18 protein-coding genes and 1 tRNA gene are annotated in these 21,984 nt (G+C 68.3%); 10 read left to right on the forward strand and 9 right to left on the reverse strand.

Annotated elements, in window-relative coordinates; translation table 11 throughout:
• Positions 1-15: 15 nt before the first annotated feature.
• Together OIC96_RS24130 and OIC96_RS24135 are read right to left on the reverse strand one after the other, a co-directional pair.
• On the reverse strand, positions 16-927 hold the full coding sequence (locus OIC96_RS24130; RefSeq protein WP_330305828.1) for a rhomboid family intramembrane serine protease: 912 nt from the start codon (positions 925-927) through the stop codon (positions 16-18).
• A 160-nt stretch (positions 928-1,087) separates the two neighbouring features.
• Positions 1,088-1,621, reverse strand: coding sequence for a peptidylprolyl isomerase (locus tag OIC96_RS24135; protein WP_330305827.1), 534 nt, complete (start codon positions 1,619-1,621; stop codon positions 1,088-1,090).
• 392 nt (positions 1,622-2,013) lie between these two features.
• Between OIC96_RS24135 and OIC96_RS24140 the strand changes: the two genes are divergently transcribed.
• Complete coding sequence (locus tag OIC96_RS24140; protein ID WP_330305826.1) at positions 2,014-2,715, forward strand: DUF5324 family protein; 702 nt, start codon at positions 2,014-2,016, stop codon at positions 2,713-2,715.
• Positions 2,716-3,104: 389 nt separating this feature from the next.
• Here OIC96_RS24140 and OIC96_RS24145 read toward each other — a convergent pair.
• Positions 3,105-3,177, reverse strand: a tRNA-Ala gene (locus tag OIC96_RS24145).
• A 182-nt stretch (positions 3,178-3,359) separates the two neighbouring features.
• Between OIC96_RS24145 and OIC96_RS24150 the strand changes: the two genes are divergently transcribed.
• The gene (locus OIC96_RS24150) at positions 3,360-3,908 is read left to right on the forward strand and encodes a helix-turn-helix domain-containing protein (protein WP_327430113.1); all 549 of its coding nucleotides are present in this window, start codon (positions 3,360-3,362) and stop codon (positions 3,906-3,908) included.
• A 116-nt stretch (positions 3,909-4,024) separates the two neighbouring features.
• Positions 4,025-6,064 carry a serine/threonine-protein kinase gene (locus OIC96_RS24155; RefSeq protein WP_330305825.1) on the forward strand — a complete coding sequence of 680 codons (2,040 nt, stop codon included), beginning with the start codon at positions 4,025-4,027 and terminating at the stop codon, positions 6,062-6,064.
• 15 nt (positions 6,065-6,079) lie between these two features.
• On the opposite strand, the gene OIC96_RS24160 is transcribed toward OIC96_RS24155, so the two are convergent.
• Both OIC96_RS24160 and OIC96_RS24165 read right to left on the reverse strand, forming a co-directional pair.
• The gene (locus OIC96_RS24160; protein WP_406502272.1) at positions 6,080-7,630 is read right to left on the reverse strand and encodes a hypothetical protein; all 1,551 of its coding nucleotides are present in this window, start codon (positions 7,628-7,630) and stop codon (positions 6,080-6,082) included.
• Between the two features lie 309 nt (positions 7,631-7,939).
• Positions 7,940-8,068: a DLW-39 family protein gene (locus OIC96_RS24165; RefSeq protein ID WP_003999697.1), complete on the reverse strand. Its 129-nt coding sequence runs from the start codon at positions 8,066-8,068 to the stop codon at positions 7,940-7,942.
• 326 nt (positions 8,069-8,394) lie between these two features.
• On the opposite strand from OIC96_RS24165, the gene OIC96_RS24170 reads away from it, so the two are divergent.
• From OIC96_RS24170 to OIC96_RS24180, 3 genes are all read left to right on the forward strand, one after another.
• Entirely contained in the window at positions 8,395-8,742 is a 348-nt protein-coding gene (locus OIC96_RS24170) for a DUF6344 domain-containing protein (RefSeq protein WP_330305823.1), read from the forward strand.
• Between the two features lie 361 nt (positions 8,743-9,103).
• Positions 9,104-9,892 (forward strand): GntR family transcriptional regulator, encoded by a 789-nt coding sequence (locus OIC96_RS24175; protein WP_330305822.1) that lies wholly within the window; start codon positions 9,104-9,106, stop codon positions 9,890-9,892.
• Between the two features lie 8 nt (positions 9,893-9,900).
• Positions 9,901-10,659 (forward strand): glycosyltransferase family 2 protein, encoded by a 759-nt coding sequence (locus OIC96_RS24180; RefSeq protein WP_330305821.1) that lies wholly within the window; start codon positions 9,901-9,903, stop codon positions 10,657-10,659.
• A gap of 288 nt (positions 10,660-10,947) precedes the next feature.
• Here the strand turns inward: OIC96_RS24180 and OIC96_RS24185 are convergent, their stop codons facing one another.
• The 3 genes from OIC96_RS24185 to OIC96_RS24195 all read right to left on the reverse strand — a co-directional run bounded on the left by OIC96_RS24185 (position 10,948) and on the right by OIC96_RS24195 (position 13,666).
• On the reverse strand, positions 10,948-11,871 hold the full coding sequence (locus OIC96_RS24185) for an FkbM family methyltransferase (protein WP_330305820.1): 924 nt from the start codon (positions 11,869-11,871) through the stop codon (positions 10,948-10,950).
• 251 nt (positions 11,872-12,122) lie between these two features.
• On the reverse strand, positions 12,123-12,311 hold the full coding sequence (locus OIC96_RS24190; protein ID WP_327430104.1) for a ferredoxin: 189 nt from the start codon (positions 12,309-12,311) through the stop codon (positions 12,123-12,125).
• Positions 12,312-12,445: 134 nt separating this feature from the next.
• Positions 12,446-13,666, reverse strand: a complete 1,221-nt coding sequence (locus tag OIC96_RS24195) for an amidohydrolase family protein (RefSeq protein WP_330305819.1) — start codon at positions 13,664-13,666, stop codon at positions 12,446-12,448.
• Between the two features lie 193 nt (positions 13,667-13,859).
• Here OIC96_RS24195 and OIC96_RS24200 point away from each other — a divergent pair, with 193 nt between their 5' ends.
• Positions 13,860-14,309 (forward strand): DoxX family protein, encoded by a 450-nt coding sequence (locus OIC96_RS24200; RefSeq protein ID WP_330305818.1) that lies wholly within the window; start codon positions 13,860-13,862, stop codon positions 14,307-14,309.
• Positions 14,310-14,483: 174 nt separating this feature from the next.
• Here the strand turns inward: OIC96_RS24200 and OIC96_RS24205 are convergent, their stop codons facing one another.
• Positions 14,484-15,779: an amidohydrolase family protein gene (locus tag OIC96_RS24205; RefSeq protein ID WP_330305817.1), complete on the reverse strand. Its 1,296-nt coding sequence runs from the start codon at positions 15,777-15,779 to the stop codon at positions 14,484-14,486.
• Positions 15,780-16,080: 301 nt separating this feature from the next.
• Here OIC96_RS24205 and OIC96_RS24210 point away from each other — a divergent pair, with 301 nt between their 5' ends.
• From OIC96_RS24210 to OIC96_RS24220, 3 genes are all read left to right on the forward strand, one after another.
• Positions 16,081-16,644 carry a hypothetical protein gene (locus OIC96_RS24210; RefSeq protein WP_330305816.1) on the forward strand — a complete coding sequence of 188 codons (564 nt, stop codon included), beginning with the start codon at positions 16,081-16,083 and terminating at the stop codon, positions 16,642-16,644.
• A gap of 190 nt (positions 16,645-16,834) precedes the next feature.
• A complete protein-coding gene (locus tag OIC96_RS24215) occupies positions 16,835-17,467 on the forward strand; it encodes a hypothetical protein (RefSeq protein ID WP_330305815.1) in 633 nt (210 codons plus the stop codon).
• Positions 17,468-17,941: 474 nt separating this feature from the next.
• On the forward strand, positions 17,942-21,955 hold the full coding sequence (locus OIC96_RS24220) for an nSTAND1 domain-containing NTPase (RefSeq protein ID WP_330305814.1): 4,014 nt from the start codon (positions 17,942-17,944) through the stop codon (positions 21,953-21,955).
• Positions 21,956-21,984 lie beyond the last annotated feature (29 nt).

Consider the following 21,984-nt stretch of genomic DNA (forward strand, 5'->3'; position numbering starts at 1 on the left):
GCCAAGCCCTCCCTCTCACGTGAGCTGAGCGGTTCTCACCAGCGTGGTGATCAGCACGACGGCCAGGACCAGGGTGCACACCCCGTACTGGATCAGCGCCCTGCGCTCGCGCGGCGCGTGGACCATGGCGTAGCCGACGACGACACCGGCGACGAGGCCGCCAATGTGGGCCTGCCAGGCGATGTTGCTCCACCCGAAGGTGAAGATCAGGTTGATCACCAGCAGGGCGATCACCGGGCGCATGTCGTAGTTGAGCCGGCGCATGAGGACGGCGGTCGCGCCGAAGAGGCCGAAGATGGCGCCGGAGGCGCCGAGCGACGGCTGGTTCGGGGCGGCGAGGAGGTAGCTGAGTGCGCTGCCCGCGAGGCCCGAGACGAAGTAGAGCGTGAGGTAGCGGGCGCGGCCGAGGGCCGCTTCGAGGGGGCCGCCGATCCACCACAGGCTGAGCATGTTGAACAGGATGTGGATGTAGCTGCCGTGCAGGAACATCGCCGTCAGCATCCGGTACCACTGGCCTTCGGCGACGCCCTCGATCGAGCCGAGGATCGGGACGTACGCGCGGCCGATGAGGTCGAAGCGGTCCGTGAAGCGGTCACCCATCGACATCTGGACGAGGAAGACGGCGAGGTTGAGGCCGATCAGGATCTTGGTGACGAGCCGGGGGTCCGCGGCGACCGTGCCGCCGGCGATGGTGCGGGGCTGGGTGGCCGTCGGCGCGTGGCCGGTGCCGGAGCCGCCGCGTACGCATTCGGGGCACTGGAAGCCGACGGAGGCGCTGACCATGCACTCGGGGCAGATGGGGCGCTCGCAGCGGGTGCAGCGGATGCCTGTCTCGCGGTCCGGGTGGCGGTAGCAGGTGGGCAGGCTCTGCGCGTTCTGCGGTTCTTGGTCCCGCGGGCCCTGCGGGCTGCCTGGCGCCTGGTCCATGGGGTCCCCTCAATTCTCCGTACGACGGCTCGCGCGCGGGCACACAGGGTCCGTGTGCGCAATGCACCGCCCCGTCCATCCTTACGGATGAACGGGGCGTTTGGTTCCCTGCGGGAGCCTTCGGACTCGGCGGTTCCGAGCCCGGGCGTGCCGTCGGGGCTCAGCCTTCGCGGGTCTCGACGACGACCGATTCGATGACGACGTCATTGACCGGGCGGTCGGTGCGCGGGTTGGTCTGGGTGCCGGCGATGGTGTCCACGATCTTCTGGCTGGCCGGGTTGGTGACCTCGCCGAAGATGGTGTGCTTGCGGGTCAGCCAGGCCGTCGGGGAGACGGTGATGAAGAACTGCGAGCCGTTGGTGCCCGGGCCGGCGTTGGCCATGGCCAGGAGGTACGGCTTGTCGAAGGCGAGGTCGGGGTGGAACTCGTCCTCGAACTGGTAGCCGGGGCCGCCGGTGCCGTTGCCCAGGGGGTCGCCGCCCTGGATCATGAATCCGCTGATCACTCGGTGGAAGACCGTGCCGTCGTACAGCTTGTCCGCGGACTTCGCGCCTGTGGCGGGGTTGACCCACTCACGCTCGCCCTGGGCGAGCTCGACGAAGTTCCGGACCGTCTTGGGCGCGTGGTTCGGCAGGAGCCGGATTTCGATGTCGCCTTGGTTGGTCTTCAGGGTGGCGTAGAGCTGCTCAGCCACGATCTGCCTTCCGTTGCCTTCTTTGACTCCCCGATCCTCGCACGGACGGGGCGGCGCGGCGCCCGGCTGCCACCTCTGGGCGAATATCCGTGCGTCTGGCTTGCAGAAATCCGGTCGAGTGGCCTCGGGACGGGGGCGCGTGGCGGGGATCCGTGGCATTGTCGACGACAAGCTCCTGTTGCCCTGTATTAAGCCGCTATTGCACTTGATCGACACTTGATCGAGTCCCGTTCTGAAGTCACCCGGAGTCAGTGCCCGTGACCCGGATGCCTGCCCTCACATGCCCCGGGCCTTCTGGGCGGGCATGATCCCGATAAGGGTGGAAAGGTGAACTGTGTGTCTTTGGGGGCACCTCAGACCCCCGACGTACGCCACCGAGGAGGAGGAAACCCGTGACCCGCATCGACAGCGTGCGCGCCGCGACCGGCTCGGCGAAGGACAGCGTGCTGCACGCCGCGGAAGTGGTGGCGCCTTACGCCGACACGGCCATGGACAGGGCTTCGTACTATGCGCAAGAGGCGCGCGTACGGCTTGCGCCGAAGGTGTCGCAGGCCGCCGAACAGGCCCGCGTGCAGTACGACGCCCATCTCGCGCCGCGCCTTGAGCAGGCCCGTACGCATGTGCCGCCGAAGGTCGACCAGGCGGCTCATGAGGCCGCCGACCGTGCCCGTAAGGCGGCTCGTCAGGCCGCCGACTATTCCAAGCCGAGGATCGAGCAGGCCGTGGCCGCGGCCCAGCCGGTTCGGGACGAGGCCGCGTCCCGCAGTGTGGCGGCGCTGGCCGCGTTGCGCGGTCAGGTCTCGCCGGAGGAGATCCAGAAGCTGGTCCGTAAGCACGAGCGGCGGGCGAAGGCCGGCCGTCTCGCCAAGGGGCTGGCTGTGCTGGGGATTCTGGCGGGTGCTGCGTTCGCCGCCTGGAGGTGGTGGGACAAGCAGGCCAACCCCGACTGGCTGGTCGAGCCTCCCGCCGCGACCGAGGTGCCCGAGTCCGGCCGTCTGGCGTCGGTCGACGGCACCGGCCAGTCGGAACTGGACCCCGAGGTCCAGGCCAAGGAGGCCGAGGAGCGGGCGGCGAAGCGCGACGACCGCCACTGAGCCCGATCGCCGGCTGAGTCCGACTTCAACATCGTCGTGGGGCAGGAGACTTGAGAGTCTCCTGCCCCACGGCGATGTTTCACGTGGAACGTGTGAACCGCCCTTCGCCGGGTCTCCCTCGCCGGCGCCGGCGGGAAGACCAACCCCGGCGTCACGGCCGGATTCTTCGGGGCGCTGTCGGACGCACCGGCCACTGATGGCCAGGACCGCTCCTCTTACGGATCGGTTACTCACGGGGATCCCCGGGAGCGAAAGATCTCTCCCGAGCCCCGCGAACCCGGGCTTCCGCAGACTCCGGGCCGCACCGCCGCGTCGAGGTGCCCACACGGTGAAGCAGAAAAAGATCCCCCCTGACTGCGTTTCCGCAGGTCAGGGGGGATCTGTTTGTGTGGAGCCTAGGGGAGTCGAACCCCTGACATCTGCCATGCAAAGACAGCGCTCTACCAACTGAGCTAAGGCCCCGGAGGAGGAACACCCAGCCACAGGAATCACCTGCTGACGGGCGCCGCAGACCAGAGTACCGGGTCACCCCCGGTATCTCGCAAAAAGATTGGGGGTCCCCGTGAACGACCACTCTCCGTAAGATGCTCGACGTGGTTCGCTACAGCGAACCGCGGTATTTGGGGAAGCGATGGGGAGACGCAATGGACGCCGCACAGCAGGAAGCAACCGCGAGAGCCCGGGAGCTGCAGCGGAACTGGTACGGGGAGCCGTTGGGGGCGCTCTTCCGTAGGCTCATAGAGGATCTGGGTCTCAACCAGGCGCGTCTTGCCGGGGTGCTGGGCCTGTCCGCGCCCATGCTGTCGCAGCTGATGAGCGGTCAGCGCGCGAAGATCGGCAATCCCGCGGTGGTCCAGCGTGTACAGCTGCTGCAGGACCTGGCGGGGCAGGTCGCTGACGGCAGTGTGAGCGCTGTCGAGGCGACCGAGCGCATGGACGAGATCAAGAAGTCGCAGGGGGGCTCGGTGCTCAGCAACACCACGCAGTCGACGACCAGTTCGGGAGCGCCCACGGTCAAGCGGGTGGTCCGGGAGATCCAGTCGCTGCTGCGCTCGGTGGCAGCGGCCGGGGACATCATCGAGGCGGCGGACACCCTCGCCCCGAGCCACCCGGAACTGGCAGAGTTCCTCCGGGTGTACGGCGCCGGTCGTACCTCCGACGCGGTCGCGCACTACCAGTCGCACCAGAGCTGAGCCGAGGATCCGGCCGCTGAGGGAGCGGCGGCCGGGTCCACCGCGAGGAAGGCACCGCAGGAGGGCCGGCGGCCGAGCCGGCCCCGGGGGGAGCCGAAGGGGAGCGTCGTACGACCATGGGTGAGGTCTTCGCCGGACGGTACGAACTGGTCGACCCGATCGGACGCGGGGGAGTCGGTGCGGTCTGGCGCGCCTGGGACCACCGGCGGCGCCGGTATGTGGCCGCCAAGGTGCTGCAACAGAGCGATGCGCACGCACTGCTGCGCTTCGTGCGGGAGCAGGCCCTGCGGATCGACCATCCTCATGTGCTCGCTCCCGCCAGCTGGGCCGCCGATGACGACAAGGTCCTGTTCACCATGGACCTGGTCGCCGGGGGCTCCCTGGTCCACCTGGTCAATGACTACGGCCCGCTGCCTCCTCCTTTCGTCTGCACCCTGCTCGACCAGCTGCTTGCGGGCGTCGCCGCCGTGCACGCCGAGGGGGTTGTGCACCGCGACATCAAGCCCGCCAACGTACTGCTCGAAGCGACCGGCACGGCCCGGCCCCGGCTGCGTCTGTCCGACTTCGGCATCGCCATGCGACTCGGCGAGCCCCGGCTGACGGAGACCAACTACGTGGTGGGAACGCCCGGTTACTTCGCGCCCGAGCAGATGATGGGCGCCGAACCGGACTTCCCCGCCGACCTGTTCGCCGTCGGTCTGGTCGCCCTCTATCTGCTGGAGGGGGCCAAGCCCGATGCCAAGGCGCTGATCGAGTACTTCGCCGACAATGGCACGCCGTCCGCTCCGCGGGGCATACCCGAGCCGCTGTGGCAGGTCGTGGCCACGCTGCTGCAGCCCGACCCACACGCGCGGTTCCGCACCGCCACGGGTGCGCGCAAGGCGCTCGCCTCGGCCATCGAGCTGCTGCCCGAGCCCGGCCCCGACGACGAGTTGGTCGAGGTCTTCGACCAAGTCGGGCCGCTCCCGGAGGGGTTCACCCCGGGGGGACCGCTTCGGCCCGCGCCGGGGGTGAGCGCGGGGGGCTTGTCGTCCGGGGCGCATGCGACGCGTCCAGACACCACCGCGACGCAACTCAGCCCTGACGACACACCGTCTTGGCCGGGCCCCGGCCCCGGCCCCGGCCCCGATGCCGACTCCAACTCGGGCTCGCGTTCGGGTTCGGGCTCCAACCCAGTCTCGGCGCTTGGCTCCAGCTCTGGTCCTGGCTCTGGACCCGCCTCCAGTTCCGGTGCTGGGCCCGCCTCCGATTCCGGTCCTGGGCTCGGCTCCAACCCCGTCTCGATGCCTGGCTCCGGCTCCGGCTCCGGCTCCGGCTCCGGGCCATGGCGGCACGGCTCGGGCGCGTTGTCTCAGGAGGTCGATTCCGTCGGCGTCTGGGCGGGGTCCGGCACCAATGGCGTACGACCGGAGCCCGTTACCGGTCATGCAGGACCCGAGTCCGGTGCCCGCCACATACGACCCGGGTCCGGCACCAGTCACGTGGAGCTGGAGCCCGGCGCCAATGGCGTACAGCCGGAGTCAGTCCCCAGCAACGTACGGCCGAAGCCCGCTCCCGACGGCGCACCGTCTCAACTCGCCCCCGACGCCCTCCCCCCGCAGCCGTCCACGATGTCGGACACCGGCAGCTTCCACCTCCCGCCACCGCGGCCGACCACTCCCGACGCGCAGCCGCAGTCCCGGCCCCAGCCCCAAGCGCAGCCCGAGCCCCAGCCCCCGCGGCAATCGCAGCCACAGCCTCAACCACAGCAGGCATGGCACGAGACGCAGCAGTTCCCCACGCCCCTTCGTCCGCGGCACCAGCCCGAGCAGCCGCCCACTCCCCCCACATCGCTCGTGCTCCCGGCGCCAACTCCCCTTTACGCTCAGCCTTTCGACCCCACCCCGACTCCCACGCCCACGCCCACGCCCACTCCCACTCCCACTCCCACGCAAGTGCCCTCCCCTCATGTGCCTGTGGCCCCGCCCGCGTACGCCTCTACTGCTTCATACACCGCTCGGTCCCCGCAGGTTCCGTCTCAGGCGGGAGCGGTTCCGGAGCGCCGTGGAAGGCGCGCACGGCCTCGTCCCGGGCCGCCCGCGAAGGTGGCTGTCCCGGTGCTGCTTCTCGCGCTGGCCTGCTTCGCCGTGGGTTTCTGGGCGCTGAGCCAGATCTGAGCGGGGCGACGCGCCCTACCAGCCCCGCGGAGCCCCGCGCTCCCACGGCGCCGGGGTCTGTATCTGGGTCTGGGGCTGCGTCTGCACACGAGCCGAAGCCGTGTCCGCGTCCTCCGGCGCCACCCGTGCCCGTCGCCGCGCGACCACCCTCCACACCCCGAGCGCCAGCACCAGCACGCTCCCCGTGCCGATCCCGCCGGCGGCGACCAGCTTCATCGTGCCGCTGCTGTCGCCGCTGCCACCGTCCCCGGTACCGGTCGAGCCGCCCACCGTGCCGTCGGCCGCGTCGTCGGATTCCTCCGCCGGGACGTCGAAGGCGTCACGTGGCGCTGCCTGCCCCGCGTAGGCGGGACCTGTCTGCGCCGTCCCGTCCACGCGCACGCGCAGCGTCAGCCCGAACGGTCCGTCGCCGATCTTGTCGGCGACCTGCTCGGCGAGGTGGACGACGAGGTAGTACGAGCCCGCGAACCGCATTCCGCTCACGCGGTCGTTGAATGCGTATCGGTTCTCGTACGCGACGGGCGGCAGTGGATCGAGCGCGGCCGAGCGCTGGCCGCCGTCGTAGCCGGCGCCGACGTCGTCGACGAAGCCGCGTACGGGGTTGTAGAGGGACAGGACGAGAGCGGTGCCGATATTGCCGCCGTTGCTACGGCTCGAACTGCCCAGGTCGGCGGTGGCGTAGAGCTGTTGCCCCCAGTCGACCGGCACTTTGTAGAAGAGGGTCTGCCCGGGGCTGATCCTGTCCTGCCAGATGCCCTGCCGCAGTGAGCTCGCCGTGGTGAAGCCCGCGCCGCCCTTACGGCGCTTCGAACTCCCGGCGAGGGCGTCGGGCGACGCGGAATTCCAGGCCTCGGGCGCGCTCGTCGAACCGGACGCCTTCTTGAGGCTGGGCTCCGACACATAGCTGAGTTCCAGGTCCCAGTCGCCGGACGAGGATCCCGTCGTACCGCTGCGTGTGACGACCACGTAGTACGTCCCGGCCGTCTGGCAGGCGTACTGGTTGCCGCTCGTTTCGCGTGACGCCCAGGCGGCGATGGGGTGGGGGCTCTGGGTGGCGCCGAAGTGGGTGGTCCCGGAGAAGGAGCAGTTGCGGCTGTTGCCGTCCTGCACGGATACCTTGACGCCGTCCGAGTAGGAGACCGTCGTACCCGGCCTGGGGACGGCGGTGGCCGAGACGTAGACGTTGGACGTGTCGTCGAGTTCGAGGCGGTAGTAGAGCTTGGCGTCCCTGCCTATGGAGCTCCTGTAGGTCTTGCCCGGCGCAAGTTGTTCGGCGTCGGTGGTGTCCGCTGTGCCCTTGACGGTCGTGGCGTCCTCGGCGAAGGCGTACGGCGTTGGTGTCGCGGCGGCCGTCGTCTGTGTTCTGGCGGCAGTCGTCTGCGTTCCGGTGGCTGCCATCTGCGTTCTGGCGGTCGTCGTCTGCGCTCTGGCGGCCGCGGCGGCCTGCCCCGTCGACCCGATCGTCGCGCACACCGCCATGGCCATCGCCGCCGCTGCTGCCGCCGCCGCTGTGAACGCTCGGTTGTGCCACGCCATCGCACGCCGCCCCACCGTGCGCCGCCCCATCACGCGCCACCCCTCGTCGTAGCCCCGGACCGTGGCCCATCCTGCCCCGCCAGTCACCGCGCCACCCGTGCTATCCACAGGAGCGGCTGAAAGGGCTCGTCCGGACAGACATCAACTTTGCCAGGGCAATCAATCCATTCGCTCAAGCGAATTGAATGAGTCCCGAACGGGGTCACGAACGGAGTCCCGAACGAAGTCACGAACGAAGTTCCGAGCAGAGCCACGAACAAGGCCCTGAACAAGGCCCCTACAACACAAAACCCCGACCGCGATGGCGGCCGGGGTCTGCTCTGAGACTGTTGTCGATACTCACGAACCCGTGGGCACGGAGTCAGTCGCCTCCGTCCACAGATCCTGCTCGGCGCGATCCGCCTGGATCTGGCGGTACACGAGGAGCCCGCCGATGGCGGCCAGTGCGACCAGGAGAAGCTTCTTCACCGCGCGACCTCGTCTTTCGTTGACGTAGGGGACCTCTGGCGCCCGACTATACACACCGGCCGATATCGATCGGTGACCTGGATCGACCCTCAACTCCCGCCCGGTACGCAGCAGTAGAACCGGATGCGATCGCTCCGACTGGAGGGTGACCAGACCTCACAGACAGTGACTTTCGCCACGATCTCTGACTTTTCGGGGCTCTTGCGGCCATCCGGGTGGTGTTCATCTGAACATCGACGCGCCACGGGCGTCGGTCCACCACTTCGCGGCCCGCATACACATCATGAGGAAAGTACGCAAATCGCCTGACCCGAAAGTGAGGGGCCATGACCCAGAACAAGGTCATGAAGCTGTGGACCGCCATCGTCACCGCCTTCCTGGCGCTGTGCACGACGCTCGGACTCATCACGACCACCGCGGCCGCGGCCGTACCGCAGGCCGAGGCGCCCCGCAACAGCACGGCGGCCTCCCTGGCGGTGCCGGCGATGTCCTACTGGACCTGGTCCTACAGCAGGGCCCTGCCCCCCACGATGAAGCAACGCATCCGCGCCGAGGCCCACGGTTCCTCACCGAACTGCCGCCACCGCCCGCCCGCCGACGACGCCACGGCAGACCCCGCCGCCCTCTGCGAGTCCGAGACCGTCGCGGAACCCGACACGGCGCTCCAGAACTGAGCGATACGGCGTCGCCCCCAGCCCCCTCCAAGATCCCCTGACGTAGCGGCGAACTTGCGTACAAAGCAACCCAGGGCGAAGGCCCGGCAACTCATCCGAGTTGCCGGACCTTCGGCGTTCTGTTGTCGTCCCACGGATTCCACCGACGGACGATCCGGAGCACCGATTCCACCGGCGATCCAGAGCCGCGTTTCCCGCCGCCCCACCCACAGACGCCGTCTCAAAAGCACTCGTTCCCTCCTCCGTCCCCCCACTCGTCAAGACCTCTTTAGGAGTCGTAGGCTGAGGTGTGAGCTGTTGGCTTGCTGACGTGTCAGCCCGCTGACACGTCAGGCCCCGCATGACGGATCGGTGAGGATCAGTGCCAAAGGCGTACGAAGTGATCGCGGACGACCTCCGCCGGTCCATCCGGGAGGGCAAGCGCAAGCCTGGCGACAGGCTGCCGTCGGAAACCGATCTGGCGGGCCACTACAAGCGCAGCGTGCCGACCGTTCAAAACGCCCTTCGGGTCCTGAACGAAGAAGGGCTGATCGACAAGCAGCACGGCCGCGGCAACTTCGTCCGTCGCCCGCGCACGCCGGCGCGGCGCTCGAACCTTCGCCATCAGTGGGAGAAGAACCGGGCTCGCGAGCCGGTGGAGGAGCGGGCACAGACCGGAGCCACTGAGCATGACACCGGCCTTGAGCTGGATGACCTCGTCTTCTACGCGTCGTACCGCGAGATCAAGGCAGACAGGGACATCGCGGCGGTCATGGGTGTCCCTGAGGGAACGGCGCTGGTCGAGCGCTCCTATCGGACGCGTTGCGCCGCGGAGACCGCGCCCTTCAGCCTGGTGACCTCCTACCTCGTCCGCAACATGGTCGCGGAGAATCCCGACCTCGTCGACGAGACAAAGGAACCGTGGCCAGGGGGCTCGCAGAACCAGCTCTACACCGTCGGCATTGAAGTGGCCCGTATCGAGGAGCGCGTCACCGCCCGGCCGCCGACGCCGGAAGAGGCGGCGGAACTGGAGCTGCCGCGCGGGACCTCGGTGCTCGCCCTCCGGAAGACCTCGTACGACGTCAATGACCGCGTTGTGGATCTTTCCGACATCATCCTGCCCGGTGACCGCACCGAGCTGCTCTTCACCACTTCCCTGGAAAGGTGGTGAGTGCTGCCATGAGCCGGCGCATCATCATCGTCACCGCTGTCCACGGCCCCTCGGCCAAGTTCCTGCCCGAGGCCTACAAGTCACTGTCCGAGCAGGAGCTTCCGGACGGCTGGGAGTGGCACTGGGTCATCCAGGAGGACGGGAAGACGGACGACGTCGCCCCGTACGTCCCCGCCGACGAGCGCGTCACCTTCCGGCAGGGCCGGCCGGGGGGTCCTGGTGTCGCCCGAACCGTCGCTCTCGCCCATGCTGACGGCGAGTACGTCAAAGTGCTGGACGCCGACGACCAGCTGGCTCCGGGCACGCTCGCGCGCGACCTGGCCGCACTTGAGAATGACCGCACTGTCGGATGGGCCACGTCGCGAGTCCTGGACTTCATGCCCGACGGCTCCACGGTCGGCTTCCCGGGCGACCCCGACAACGGCCCGATCGAGCGCGGAGCCGTGCTCGACTACTGGAAGGCGAATGGTTTCCGCGCCCAGGTCCACCCGGCGACGCTCTTCGTGCGGCGTGACCTCCTGCTCGCTCTTGGCGGCTGGATGGCGCTTCCCGCCTCGGAAGACACTGGCCTGCTGCTCGCACTGAACTCCGTGAGCCGCGGGTGGTTCTCCGAGGAGGTGGGGCTCCTCTACCGGAAGTGGGAGGGGCAGGCCACCGGCCAGGCATCGCACACCGAACCCGCCGAGCGCGACGCACGCATGGCGGTCGTGGAGGCCAGGTCCCGAGCGCTCGCGCACTTCGAGTGGCACTACCCGATCACGGATTGACCGGCACCTCGTAGACGATCTCGCCCACATCAGCGGCGGTGAACGCCAGCTCCGACGCGCCAGCTCCGACGCGTCGGCTCTGTCGGCCGCAGCGACCGCATCGGCCTTGAACACGGGCTGAGTGGCGGTCAAACCGGAGTTCTGAGCCTCCGTCGCCTCCGTCGCCTCCGTTGCCTCCGCCGGCGGAGCCGCCACCCCCAGCGGAGCCGCCACCCCAATCCCATCGCTGCGGCGGCCACCACAGCGGCTGCCTCGAGTCCGCTTCCCCCGCGGCGAGGAGTTCTCCTGTCAGGGAAGGGTCTCCGCATCCACCCGAGAGAAGATCAAGTCGCTTTCGACGGTGACCGGCTCCCGCAACCGCACCGGCGCGAGGAGCTCCCCGCTCAACGCGGGCGGATAGCTCTCGGGTGCGTAGTCGTTGGCCAACCGGTAGGCGTAAAAGCCCGCGTCGGCCATCGTCTTCATCAGTTCCTCGGCCGAGTCGCCGAGTTGGGCCATACGGTCGGGGGTCACCTCGACGGTGATCTCCGCATCGGGCCGAAGCTTGTCCAGTACGGGCGCGAGGCCCCGGACGACGCTCCCCTCCGCGCCTTCGACATCGATCTTGATCACGCGGGCCTTCGCGATCTCCGAGGGATCCAGCAGTTCCGGCAGCGGGCAGGCCTCGATCTGGAACGTGGACTCGGCTGGACCGTCGTACGGAACGATGCTGTTCGCGCCCATGTTGCGCGAGCTGGCGAGCACGAACGTCAATGTCTTGTGACTGTCCGACACGGCGGCGTTGATCGCACGGACGTTGCGGCACTCATTGAGACTGACCTGCTGCAGCAGCCGCTGGTGGAAGACCGGCGAGGCCTCGATCGACACCACCTGGCCTTCATCGCCGACGAGCTGCGAGGCGAGGACGCTGAAGACACCGATGTTGGCGCCGACGTCGATGAAGCCGTCCCCGGGCTTCAGCCGGCTCTGGAGCCAGTTCGTCATGTTCGGCTCCCACGCGCCGAACAGGTACAGATACCGCTGGATCAGATCCTGTGTGTCGACGGCGAACCGGGCGCCGGACCGCGTCTCAACGACACGTCGACGAGGGTGCTCGCGAAGGTGCGGATTCAGGTAGTGCTTGGCCAGCGGCGCCTTACCGAGCGAGCCCGGGGCATCACGCACATACCGGCGGCCGAGGGTGACCAAGGCCTCTGAAATGGGGTTGCTCATCCGATCGCCTCTCCGCCGACTCCAGCGAAACCGTAGCGTGCGGCCTCTTCCGGTTCCCACCGATGCCAGGTTTCGCCGAGGGGGAGGAGCGCGAGGAGCTCGTGGGCATGGACGGTGCGGAGCGCTCGACACGGTGACAGCGCTGGTGCAAGGCGTCGGAAGCCGCTCGGTGTCCTCTCGGTGTCCTCTCGGGTAGTCCCCCGTCTATCACCGAGGCAGCAGCCGTCTGGCGTGCCTGTCGGTCGTGCGTGCTACTCGCTGAAACGGATCGCTTGGGACGGGCACCAGTCAGCCGCTTCTTGTACCTCGGGCTCATCTCCGGCGCCCTCACGGCCGGGCAGAACGGTGCCGTATCCGTCCACCAGAGCGAAGACGGTCGGAACCCTGATGCCGCAGTCGCCGGAGCCGTAGCAAACGTCGGGGTCCACGGAAACCTTCATGCGCACTCCAGCCACGAAGAGGACACCGGCCCCTGAAGCGGGTCGGTGAGCGGATCAGGCCTGTCGGCCTTCACGACCTGCCTGCCCGCCGGGCGGTCCCCTCAATCGACCGTCCCCGGCAACTGCCCCTGCTTCTACTTCTCTTGATCGAAGGCCAGCTCCAGCATCCGAATGGCGTTCCCCCGCAGCAGCTTGTACGCCACATCGTCGGGGAGGCCCGCCACATGGTCCGCCGCCACCTGCTTGGTGTGCGGAAACGTCGAGTCGACGTGCGGATAGTCGGTCTCGAAGGTCGCGTTGTTCACGCCCACGGTCTCGATGGCCTCGATGCCGTGCTTGTCGCGGAAGAAGCAGCAGAAGATCTGCCGGTAGTAGTACGTCGACGGCGGATCCGGGATCAGATCCCTGACTCCGCCCCACGCCCGATGCTCCTCCCACACATCGTCGGCGCGCTCCAGGGCGTACGGGATCCAGCCCATCTGCCCCTCGCTGTACGCCAACTTGAGACGCGGGAACTTCACCAGGACCCCGGAGAACAGGAAGTCCATCATCGAAGCCATGGCGTTGTTGAAGCTCAGCGCCGCCTGGACGGCGGGCGGGGCGTCCGGTGACGCCGCCGGCATCTGCGACGACGAGCCGATGTGCATGTTGACCACCGTCCCGGTCTCCTCGCACACCGCGAAGAACGGGTCCCAGTAGCCGGAGTGGATCGACGGAAGCCCCAGGTACGTCGGAATCTCGCTGAAGGTCACCGCCCGCACGCCACGGGCCGCGTTGCGCCGGATCTCCGCAACGGCGAGGTCGATGTCCCAGAGAGGGATCAGGCACAGCGGGATGAGCCGCCCTCCGCTGTCGCCGCACCACTCCTCGACCATCCAGTCGTTGTAGGCACGGACGCACGCGAGCGCGACCTCCTTGTCCTTGGCCTCCGCGAAGGTCTGGCCGCAGAACCGCGGAAACGTCGGGAAGCAGAGGGACGCCTCCACGTGGTTGAGGTCCATGTCCTCCAGCCGGGCCTTCGGGTCCCAGCAGCCACGCCGCATCTGTTCGCGCGTAATGCCGTCAAGGGTCATCTCGTCACGGGAGAACCCGACGGCCGCGATGATGCGCTTGTACGGGAAGACCTCGCCCTCGTACCTCCACCAGTCCGTGACCTGGCCGTTCGGGTCCGTGGTGAACCGGTACTTCCCGCCGATGTACTGGAGGTCGCCGATACCGGCGGTGAAGGACTTCGGCCCCTTTTCGCGGTGCTTACGCGGAAGCCATGTCTCGAAGAGGTGCGCGGGCTCGATCACGTGATCGTCCACGCTGATGACCCTGGGCAGATCCCTGGTGCCGCTCTCGGTGCTGACCACGCCTTACCCCCTGCTGCCTGCCGAATCCCGAACACTTATCTGACGGCCTTATCTGACGGTCCATCAGATTCAGGCTAGAGGGCCGCCCACCCAACAGCAAGAGCGAGCCGTATCCCGCACCCCTTGCGTTCCGGAACGGCGTCCGCTGAACTGACGATCCATCAGATTGATGTCGGAGGGGATGGATCAGGGGATGCAGACGGTTTGGCTCAGCGGCGCCGAGTGGTTCGCAGTCCTCCGCATCGGCCTGGGCCTGTGGTGGCTGGAGAGCTGGCGCCACAAGGACAAGAAGGAGTGGTTCGCCGGAGGCGGCATCACGTGGGCCGGAGGAGTCGCGGCCAAGCACCGATGGCCCTTCGTGCGGCTTGGCTTCGACCGCATAGTCAAGCCGCGGCCCCGTCTGATGGCCTACGTGGTTGCCTACGCGGAACTGGCCCTCGGCCTCGGCCTCATCGCCGGCTTCCTCACGCCGATCGCTCTCGTCGGCGGGCTGGCGCTCAACCTGATCTACCTCGTGCTGATGATTCACGACTGGGCCGAGCAGGGACAGAACTTGATGATGGCCCTGATCTCACTGGTCACCCTGTTCGCCATGGGTTGGCAGTCGTGGTCGCTCGACGCCGCGTTGGGACTCTTCGTATAGCGCCGAAACAGGGGGGTGTCACAGCGGTCACAGCGTCACGGTGATCACCGTGACCTCGACAAACATGCCGCGACAAGCCATGACACCCCGGTTTCAAACCGTTCCCTTCGCCCCTTGGACGGACTGATGGGACGAATCACTGGACGAACCAGCCGAACGAACCAGCTGGACGAACTACTGGGCCGCAGCCGTCGCTGCGCGCGCCCGAGCGCGGAAGGCCTCCAGCTTGTCGACCGGCTCTGTCAGCTGCCTGCTGCGGGAGCGGATGCTGACGTCGTGGCCCTCGGCCGCCTTCCGCAGCGCCCCAACGGTGGCCTGTTCGCGCGGGATGTGGGTGAAGGGGTCGAAGGAGTACCAGCGCATCGCGTTCTCGTAGGTCATCTTCCGGGCGTCCGAGTCCGAGACGGAGCAGCTCTCCAGCACCTTGTGGAGCTGTTCCGGCGCGTCCGGCCACAGGGAGTCGCTGTGCGGGTAGTCGCCCTCCCAGGCGATGTTGTCGATGCCGATGTCGTGCCGGAGCTTCACCCCCAGCGAATCGGTGATGAAGCAGGTGAGGAAGTGCTCGCGGAACACCTCGGAGGGCAGCTTGCCGCCGAAGTCCTGGAGGGTCCAGGTCGAGTGCATCTCGAAGGTCCGGTCCACCCTCTCCAGGAAGTACGGGATCCAGCCCGTGCCACCCTCGGAGAGGGCGATCTTCAGGTCGGGGAAGTCCTTGACCGGGCGGGACCACAGCAGGTCGGCCGCGGCCGAGACGAGGTTCATCGGCTGGAGCGTGATCATGACGTCGGGCGGTGAGTCGACGGCCGGGATGGCGAGCCGGCCGGACGAGCCGATGTGGACCGACAGGACGGTGTCCGTGTCGGACAGCGCCCGCCACAGCGGGTTCCAGTACTCGTGGTGGAAGCTCGGGTAGCCGAGGACTGCGGGGTTCTCGGTGAAGGTGAGCGAGTGGCAGCCCTTGGCGGCCACACGCCGGACCTCCGCCGCGCACAGTTCGGCATCCCAGATGGCAGGCAGCGCCATCGGAATGAACCGTCCGGGGTAGGCGGCGCACCACTCGTCGATGTGCCAGTCGTTGTACGCCCGGACGAGCGCGAGCGAGAAGTCGGAGTCCTCGGTGGCGAACATCCTGGCCGAGAAGCCGGGGAAGGACGGGAAGTTCATCTGGGCGAGTACCCCGCCCGCGTTCATGTCCTTGACCCGTTCGTGCACGTCGTAGCATCCGGGCCGGATCTCGTCCATGCCCTGCGGATCCAGGCCGTACTCCTCCTTGGGCCGCCCGGCGACCGCGTTGAGCGCGGCGTTGCCGACGGTGTTGTCGCGGAACTGCCACACGTCACTGCCGTCCTCACGGTGGACCAGCCGCGGCGCCTCGTCCTGGTACCGCTGTGGCAGGTGGTTCACGAAGATGTCCGGCGGTTCGATGATGTGGTCGTCCACGCTGATCAGGATCAAATCGTCCCGCTGCATGTCGGTCCCTTCAGTCTGACGCGGGCAGCACCTTGGCCACCTTGAGGGTCGTCGGAACGCCGTCACAGCCCGGGAACCTTGAGCTCGACGCCCCTACGAGGCACTCGCCCCAGCTCAGCGAGTCCCCTCCCGCACCATGCCGAATCCACGCTCTCTCTATTCGGAAACTACATTCTCCTCATGCGGGAATCAAGAATCCGAACCGAACGATCTCCGGGGGCTGGAACATCTTGTGGACCTCCGACCGCCGCCACTCATAAGATCTTCAAGTCATCTTTAGGAGTCATGGCTGGGGGACGAGTTGAGTACCGGCGAGCAGCTCGTCACCATCGCCGCGGTACTCCTCGGTGCGCTGATGACCCACGTCACCAACTACCTGATGGAGAGAAGCCGGAACCGGTACCAGCTCCTGACCCGGTGGGACGACAAGAAGATCGACGCGTACGGGGATTACGTGGACGCCGTGAAGGCGAGGATCGCCATGTCCGTCCGGCTGTACGAGTCCAGAGAGGGCCTGTCCGGGAGCGAAAGGTCCGAGCACGACTTGCGTGAGGACCTGTCAGAAGCCAGTCGCGCATGGGGTGGCTGCTTCGAACGCGTCATGCTGCTCGGCGGCGATGACGCCATCGAGGCGGGACATGAGCTGAACACCGTGGTCGCGGAGATCGTCTGGCAGGCCACGGGCAAGATCGGCGGAAGCCTGGACAGCTGGCGCGGGCGCAACCGAACGGCGTTCCGCGCGATCAACGCCTTCCACGAGGCCGCTCGGCAAGACCTCGGCATCCAGGGAAGCGTCACGGGCGAACGGCACCCCGAGAGAGATCTCCTGCTCCCGCCCTCGCGCCAGACGTCCGACGACGACTGATCGCCCTGCGCCGGCCAAGGCCCCGCCGGTTTCCGCAGGTTCCGCCGGTTCCGCCGCACAATCTCTGGCCTCTTCACGCCCGACGTGCCACCCTGCCAGCCGCTCGCTGTCGGCCCCTGCCGTCCGCCGGGCCCAGGGCCAACGCGGGGACCGATCAGGAAGGACCCTCCTGACCGAAGAGGAGACAGAGATGAGTGACCCCGACGGCAATGAGCAACTGAGCTCCGCGCAGGCCGGAATGCCTCAGCCCCCAGAGACAGCATCGGAGGCAGCACCGGAGGCAGCGGAGGACACCACTGAGCAGAAGCTCAGGGCGAGCCACGCCGCACGCACCCGAAGCGCCGCGTCCCGAGCCGCGGCAATCTGTCACTACATCGGGCAACACAGCTCTGCCGAGAAGCACGAAGCTGGAACGGCGGACGAGCAGATCTCATGGAAGTCCGCCCACGCCGCTCGCGTAGCCGCTCAGGCAGTCGCCGTCCTCGCCGAGAGCTCCCCCGCCCCCGCAGCCGACTCGCGGTGCGCCAGGAACGCCGCCGCCTCCGCTGCCCAAGCCGCCCAGATGGGCCAGCTCCACGACAACTCCAGCGAGCTGTCCGTTGCCGCCTGTCGCGCCGCTCTCAAGGCATCCCAGGCCGCCGCAGCAGCTGCGGGGGCGGGAGGCCTGGGCGAGAACGAGACGCTGAACGCCAAGGCGGACGCGGCCGAGGCGGACGCCGTCGCCGCCGCCAAGGAAGCGGGATGGATGCTGCCGGGCCAAGACCTTCCTGAGGTGTCGACGGGCATACGGAGCCCTGATCTCCTGTCGATGCTCCACCTGTGACGGTGCCGCCCGCCGCGTACCGGCACGCACTCGCTACTCGCTCCACACACCGCACCGTTCGGTACCGGTCCCTCCCCTCGTGGGGACCGGTACCGAACGGTGCGGGCGGAGTCGATCCGCGCCGTGTCGGCGTGCCGGCACGAATCGAGTAGAGGTCGGACCCGTGATCGACGCGATTACGGTCCTGATGGCACCGGCTCCACGGATCTCTCAGGCTCACGCGCCGAGACCCTCGCCACCGTCTCGTGCTCCAGCGGAAGCTGACCGAAAACATGCGGCGTCATAAGTTGTCTCTCCGAGCGCTGAGCTGGTGGCCCGTCCGGACGTAGCGTGGTTGATTCGCTACTGCGTCGAGATCCTGCCAGTTGGGACTCACGCCGAGAAGATTCCGGCACCGGACCGGCGACTTCACCGCAGGTCAGCCATATAAGGTGAGTTTTCCGGTCCGGATCCAGGTGTGGGGGAAGTTAAGGGGTGGAGGCCTTGAGTTCCGACTCAGGGGCACGCACAGCCTTCGCGGAACGTCTCGCGCTGCTGTACAAGGAGGCCGGCAACCCTCCCCTCAAGAGCGTGGCCGAGGCGATCGTCCGGCTTCATCGGGTCGATGAGCGAGGGCGGCCCGTACGGGTGTCCGTTCAGCGGATCAGCGACTGGCGACGGGCCAAGAACGTGCCTGCCCAGTTCGCCGCACTCGCGGCGGTGCTCCAGGTCCTGATCCCCGAAGCACGTCGCTTGCGCCCCGCGCCGGTGTCCACGGGCCTGTACGACCTGGCCCAGTGGCAGCGGCTGTGGGAGCGCGCGGTCGCCGACCCGGTCGGCGACTCCCCTGCGACATCCGCGGGGGAGGAGGAGAAGGAACGATCCGCGGTCGAAGCCCCCGCCCTCCCCGGTGGTGTGTGCCCGTACCTGGGGCTCGCCTCATACCGTCAGCAGGACGCCCGGTGGTTCTTCGGCCGAGAGCGGAGCACGGATGCCCTCATCGCTCAGCTCCGGGCAGTGGAGAAGACGGGTGGCCTGGTCATGCTCGTGGGCGCCTCAGGAGCGGGAAAGTCCTCCCTGCTGAACGCCGGCTTGGTGACCGCATTGCAGAACACCGCGCTGGGGGACGAGAACAGCCGAGCGAGGGAGGTTCTGCAGCTCGTGCCGGGAGGCGATCCTCTCTCGGAGCTGACCCGTCGGATCCCCGAGCTCGCACAGCTCGTCTCTCCGGAGGAACCGACAGCGCAGGAGCCCGGCACTCGGCAATTCGCGGACGCGGTGAGGGAAGCCGTCACGGCATGGGCGAAACGCGAGACATCCTCCGCCGCTCGTCCGGTCGTCATCGTGGACCAGTTCGAGGAGGCGTTCACCCTCTGCTCCGACGAGGCGGACAAGCGCACCTTCATCCAGCTCCTCCACGCCGCGTGCTCGCCCGCCGACACCGGTGCCCCAGCCCCCGTACTCGTAGTCCTCGGCATACGCGCCGACTTCTACGAGCAGTGCCTCGGATATCCCGAACTGGCCGACGCGCTGCAACACCGGCACATGGTGCTCGGACCGCTGACCAACGCGGAACTGCGCGAAGCGGTAACCGGACCGGCCAAGGCCGTGGGCCTGGAGCTCGAACCGGGGCTGGCGGAGCTGATCGTCCGGGAAGTGAGCGCCGACGGCCCCCGTGGGGCGCACGACGCGGGGGCCCTGCCCCTCCTCTCCCACGCCCTGCTCGCCACCTGGCAACGGCGGAAGGCGGGCAGACTGACGCTGGCCGGCTACCGCGCGGCGGGCGGGATCCAAGGAGCGGTGGCGGCGACCGCCGAGCGGGCCTGGTCCGGCCTCGACCCGGCGGCGCGTACGGCCGCGAGGCTGCTCCTCCTCAGGCTGGTCCGGCTGGGCGAGGACACACAGGCCACCCGCAGGCGGGGGACGCGGCGCCAGCTGGCGGAGGAGTCGACTGATCCCAACAAGACGGAGGAGTCGCTCGAAGCGCTCGTTCGCGCCCGCTTGGTGACCCTCGACGCGGAGACCGTGGAGATCACCCATGAAGCGCTGCTCCACGCCTGGCCGCGCCTGCGCGACTGGATCGACGAGGACCGGAACGACCACCTGGTGCGCCAGCAGCTGGAGGAGGACGGCAGGGCCTGGGAGGGCTCGGAGCGTGACTCCTCGCTGCTCTACCGGGGTTCCCGCCTGGAGCAGGCCCACGGCTGGGCGAAATCTGCCGGGCACACCTTCCTAACCCGGAGCGCGGTGGAGTTCCTGGCCGCTTCGGTCAGGCTGCGCAGGCGCACGGTCTGGATCAGCCGTAGCGCCGTCTCGGCTCTGGTCGTCCTGGCGATACTCGCCGCCGGCTCGGCGGTGGTGGCGTGGCAGCAGCGGGACGACGCCGTGTTCGCGCAGGTGATCGCCGAAGCCGATCGCGTCCAGTACACGGATCCGTCGTTGTCCGCTCAACTCGACCTGGTCGCACACCGCTTACGGTCGGGCGACGAGGGCGCGAACAACCGGCTGATCTCGATCGTGAACGCACCTCTGGCCACGCCGCTTCTCGGCCACACCGGCGCCGTCTACCTCACCTCCTTCAGCCCCAACGGGAAGATCCTGGCCACCGCCAGCTACGACCGAACCGTTCGGCTGTGGGACGTGACGGACCGGACTCACCCCAAACCCCTGGGCAAGCCCCTCACCGGCCACACGAGTTGGGTGAGCACCGCGGTCTTCAGCCCGGACGGCCGGACCCTCGCCAGCGCTTCCGACGACGGCACGATCCGGCTGTGGGACGTACGGGATCCCAGCCACCCGCGCCCGCTCGGCGCGCCCTTGACCGGCCATGACGGCACGATCTACCTGCTCGCCTTCAGCCCGGACGGACACACTCTGGCCGCCGCCACCGAAGACCACGTCGTACGCCTGTGGAACGTGAGCGACCCGCGCAAGCCGAGCACGCTCGGCGCTCTGACCGGGCAGACCGCCGCCGTACGCTCCGTGGCCTTCAGCCCCGACGGCCGGACGCTGGCGGCCGGCGGCGACGACACGACGATCAGGCTGTGGAACGTGGCCGATCCGCGTCACCCCAAGCCGATCGCCGCGGTGCTGACCGGCCACACGGACCTCGTGCACTCCGTGGCCTTCAGCCCCGACGGCCGCACCCTCGCCAGCGGCAGCGCGGACGACACCGTCCGGCTGTGGAACGTCGCCGACCCACGCCACGCGGCGCCGCTCGGCGCGCCGCTCACCGGCCACACCGGTCCCATCTGGTCCGTGGCCTTCAGCCCCGACGGATCCATGCTCGCCGCCGCCAGCCAGGACAGTACGGCGAGCCTGTGGAACGTCAGTGATCCGGCATACCCGTCGCAGGTCGGCGAGCCGCTCGCAGGGAGCAGCGGCGAGATGTACGCCCTGGGCTTCAGCCCCGACGGCCGCACCCTCGCCACCGGGAGTGGCGACAACACGGTCCGTCTGTGGTCGATACCGACGTCGGACATGATCGGCCGCATCGGAGCGTTCCGCCAGGACGGGCGGGTGCTCGCCACGGCCGCGAGCGACGGAAGAATTCGTTTGTGGAACGTGGAGACTCCCAGCCGACCCGTATCGCTGGGCAAACCGTTCACGCCCGGGGAGGGTGAGGTGCGTGAGCCGACTTTCTCCCCCGACGGCCACACCCTCGCGGTGCTGACCGGAAATCGCACGGTGCAACTGTGGAACGTCACCGACCCGGCCCGGCCTGTCTCCTACGGGCAGCCCATCGCCCTGCGGACACGGTTCGCGGCTGCCCTGGCCTTCAGCCCGGACGGGCGCACACTGGCAACCGCCTATGACGACCGCACCATCCAGTTGTGGAACATCAGCGACCCCTCCCGTCCGCGTCCGCTCGGCGCGCCGCTCACCGGCCACAAGGGCTACGTCAACTCCCTCGTCTTCAGCCCGGACGGCCGTACGCTCGCCAGCGGCAGCGCGGACGACACCATCCGGCTCTGGAACGTGACGGACCCCCGTCATGCCGCCCGGCTCGGCGCGCCCCTCAAGGGACACCTCGGCCCCATCAACGCGCTCGCCTACAGTCCGGACGGCCATACGTTGGCCAGCGGCAGCGACGACAACACCGTCCGCCTCTGGGACATCACCGACCCCCTCAAGGCGGCCCCGCTGGGCTCCCCTCTCACGGGCCACACCGAAGCGGTCGTGTCGCTGACGTTCAGCCAGGACGGCCACACCCTGGCCAGCGGCGGCAACGACAACACCGTCCGCCTCTGGAACATCACCCACCCGTCCAAGGCCGCCCCCATCGGCCAGTCGATGAGCCCCAACGCCAAAACAGGCAATTTCCTGTCGTTCAGCCCCACGAGCCACATGCTCGGAGTATCGAGCGGCACCGACACCGTCCGGCTGTGGAACCTGGACGTCGACGAGGCCATTCGTCACATTTGCTCAGCCACTCGGGGCGTTCTGACACCGGAAAAATGGCAGGAGTATCTGCCCCGACTCTCGTACGAGCCTCCGTGCGCTGGGTAAGGGAGCCGAGCCCCGACCAGCGGCACGCC

Source organism: Streptomyces sp. NBC_00775 (assembly GCF_036347135.1).
GTDB lineage: Bacteria > Actinomycetota > Actinomycetes > Streptomycetales > Streptomycetaceae > Streptomyces > Streptomyces lutosisoli.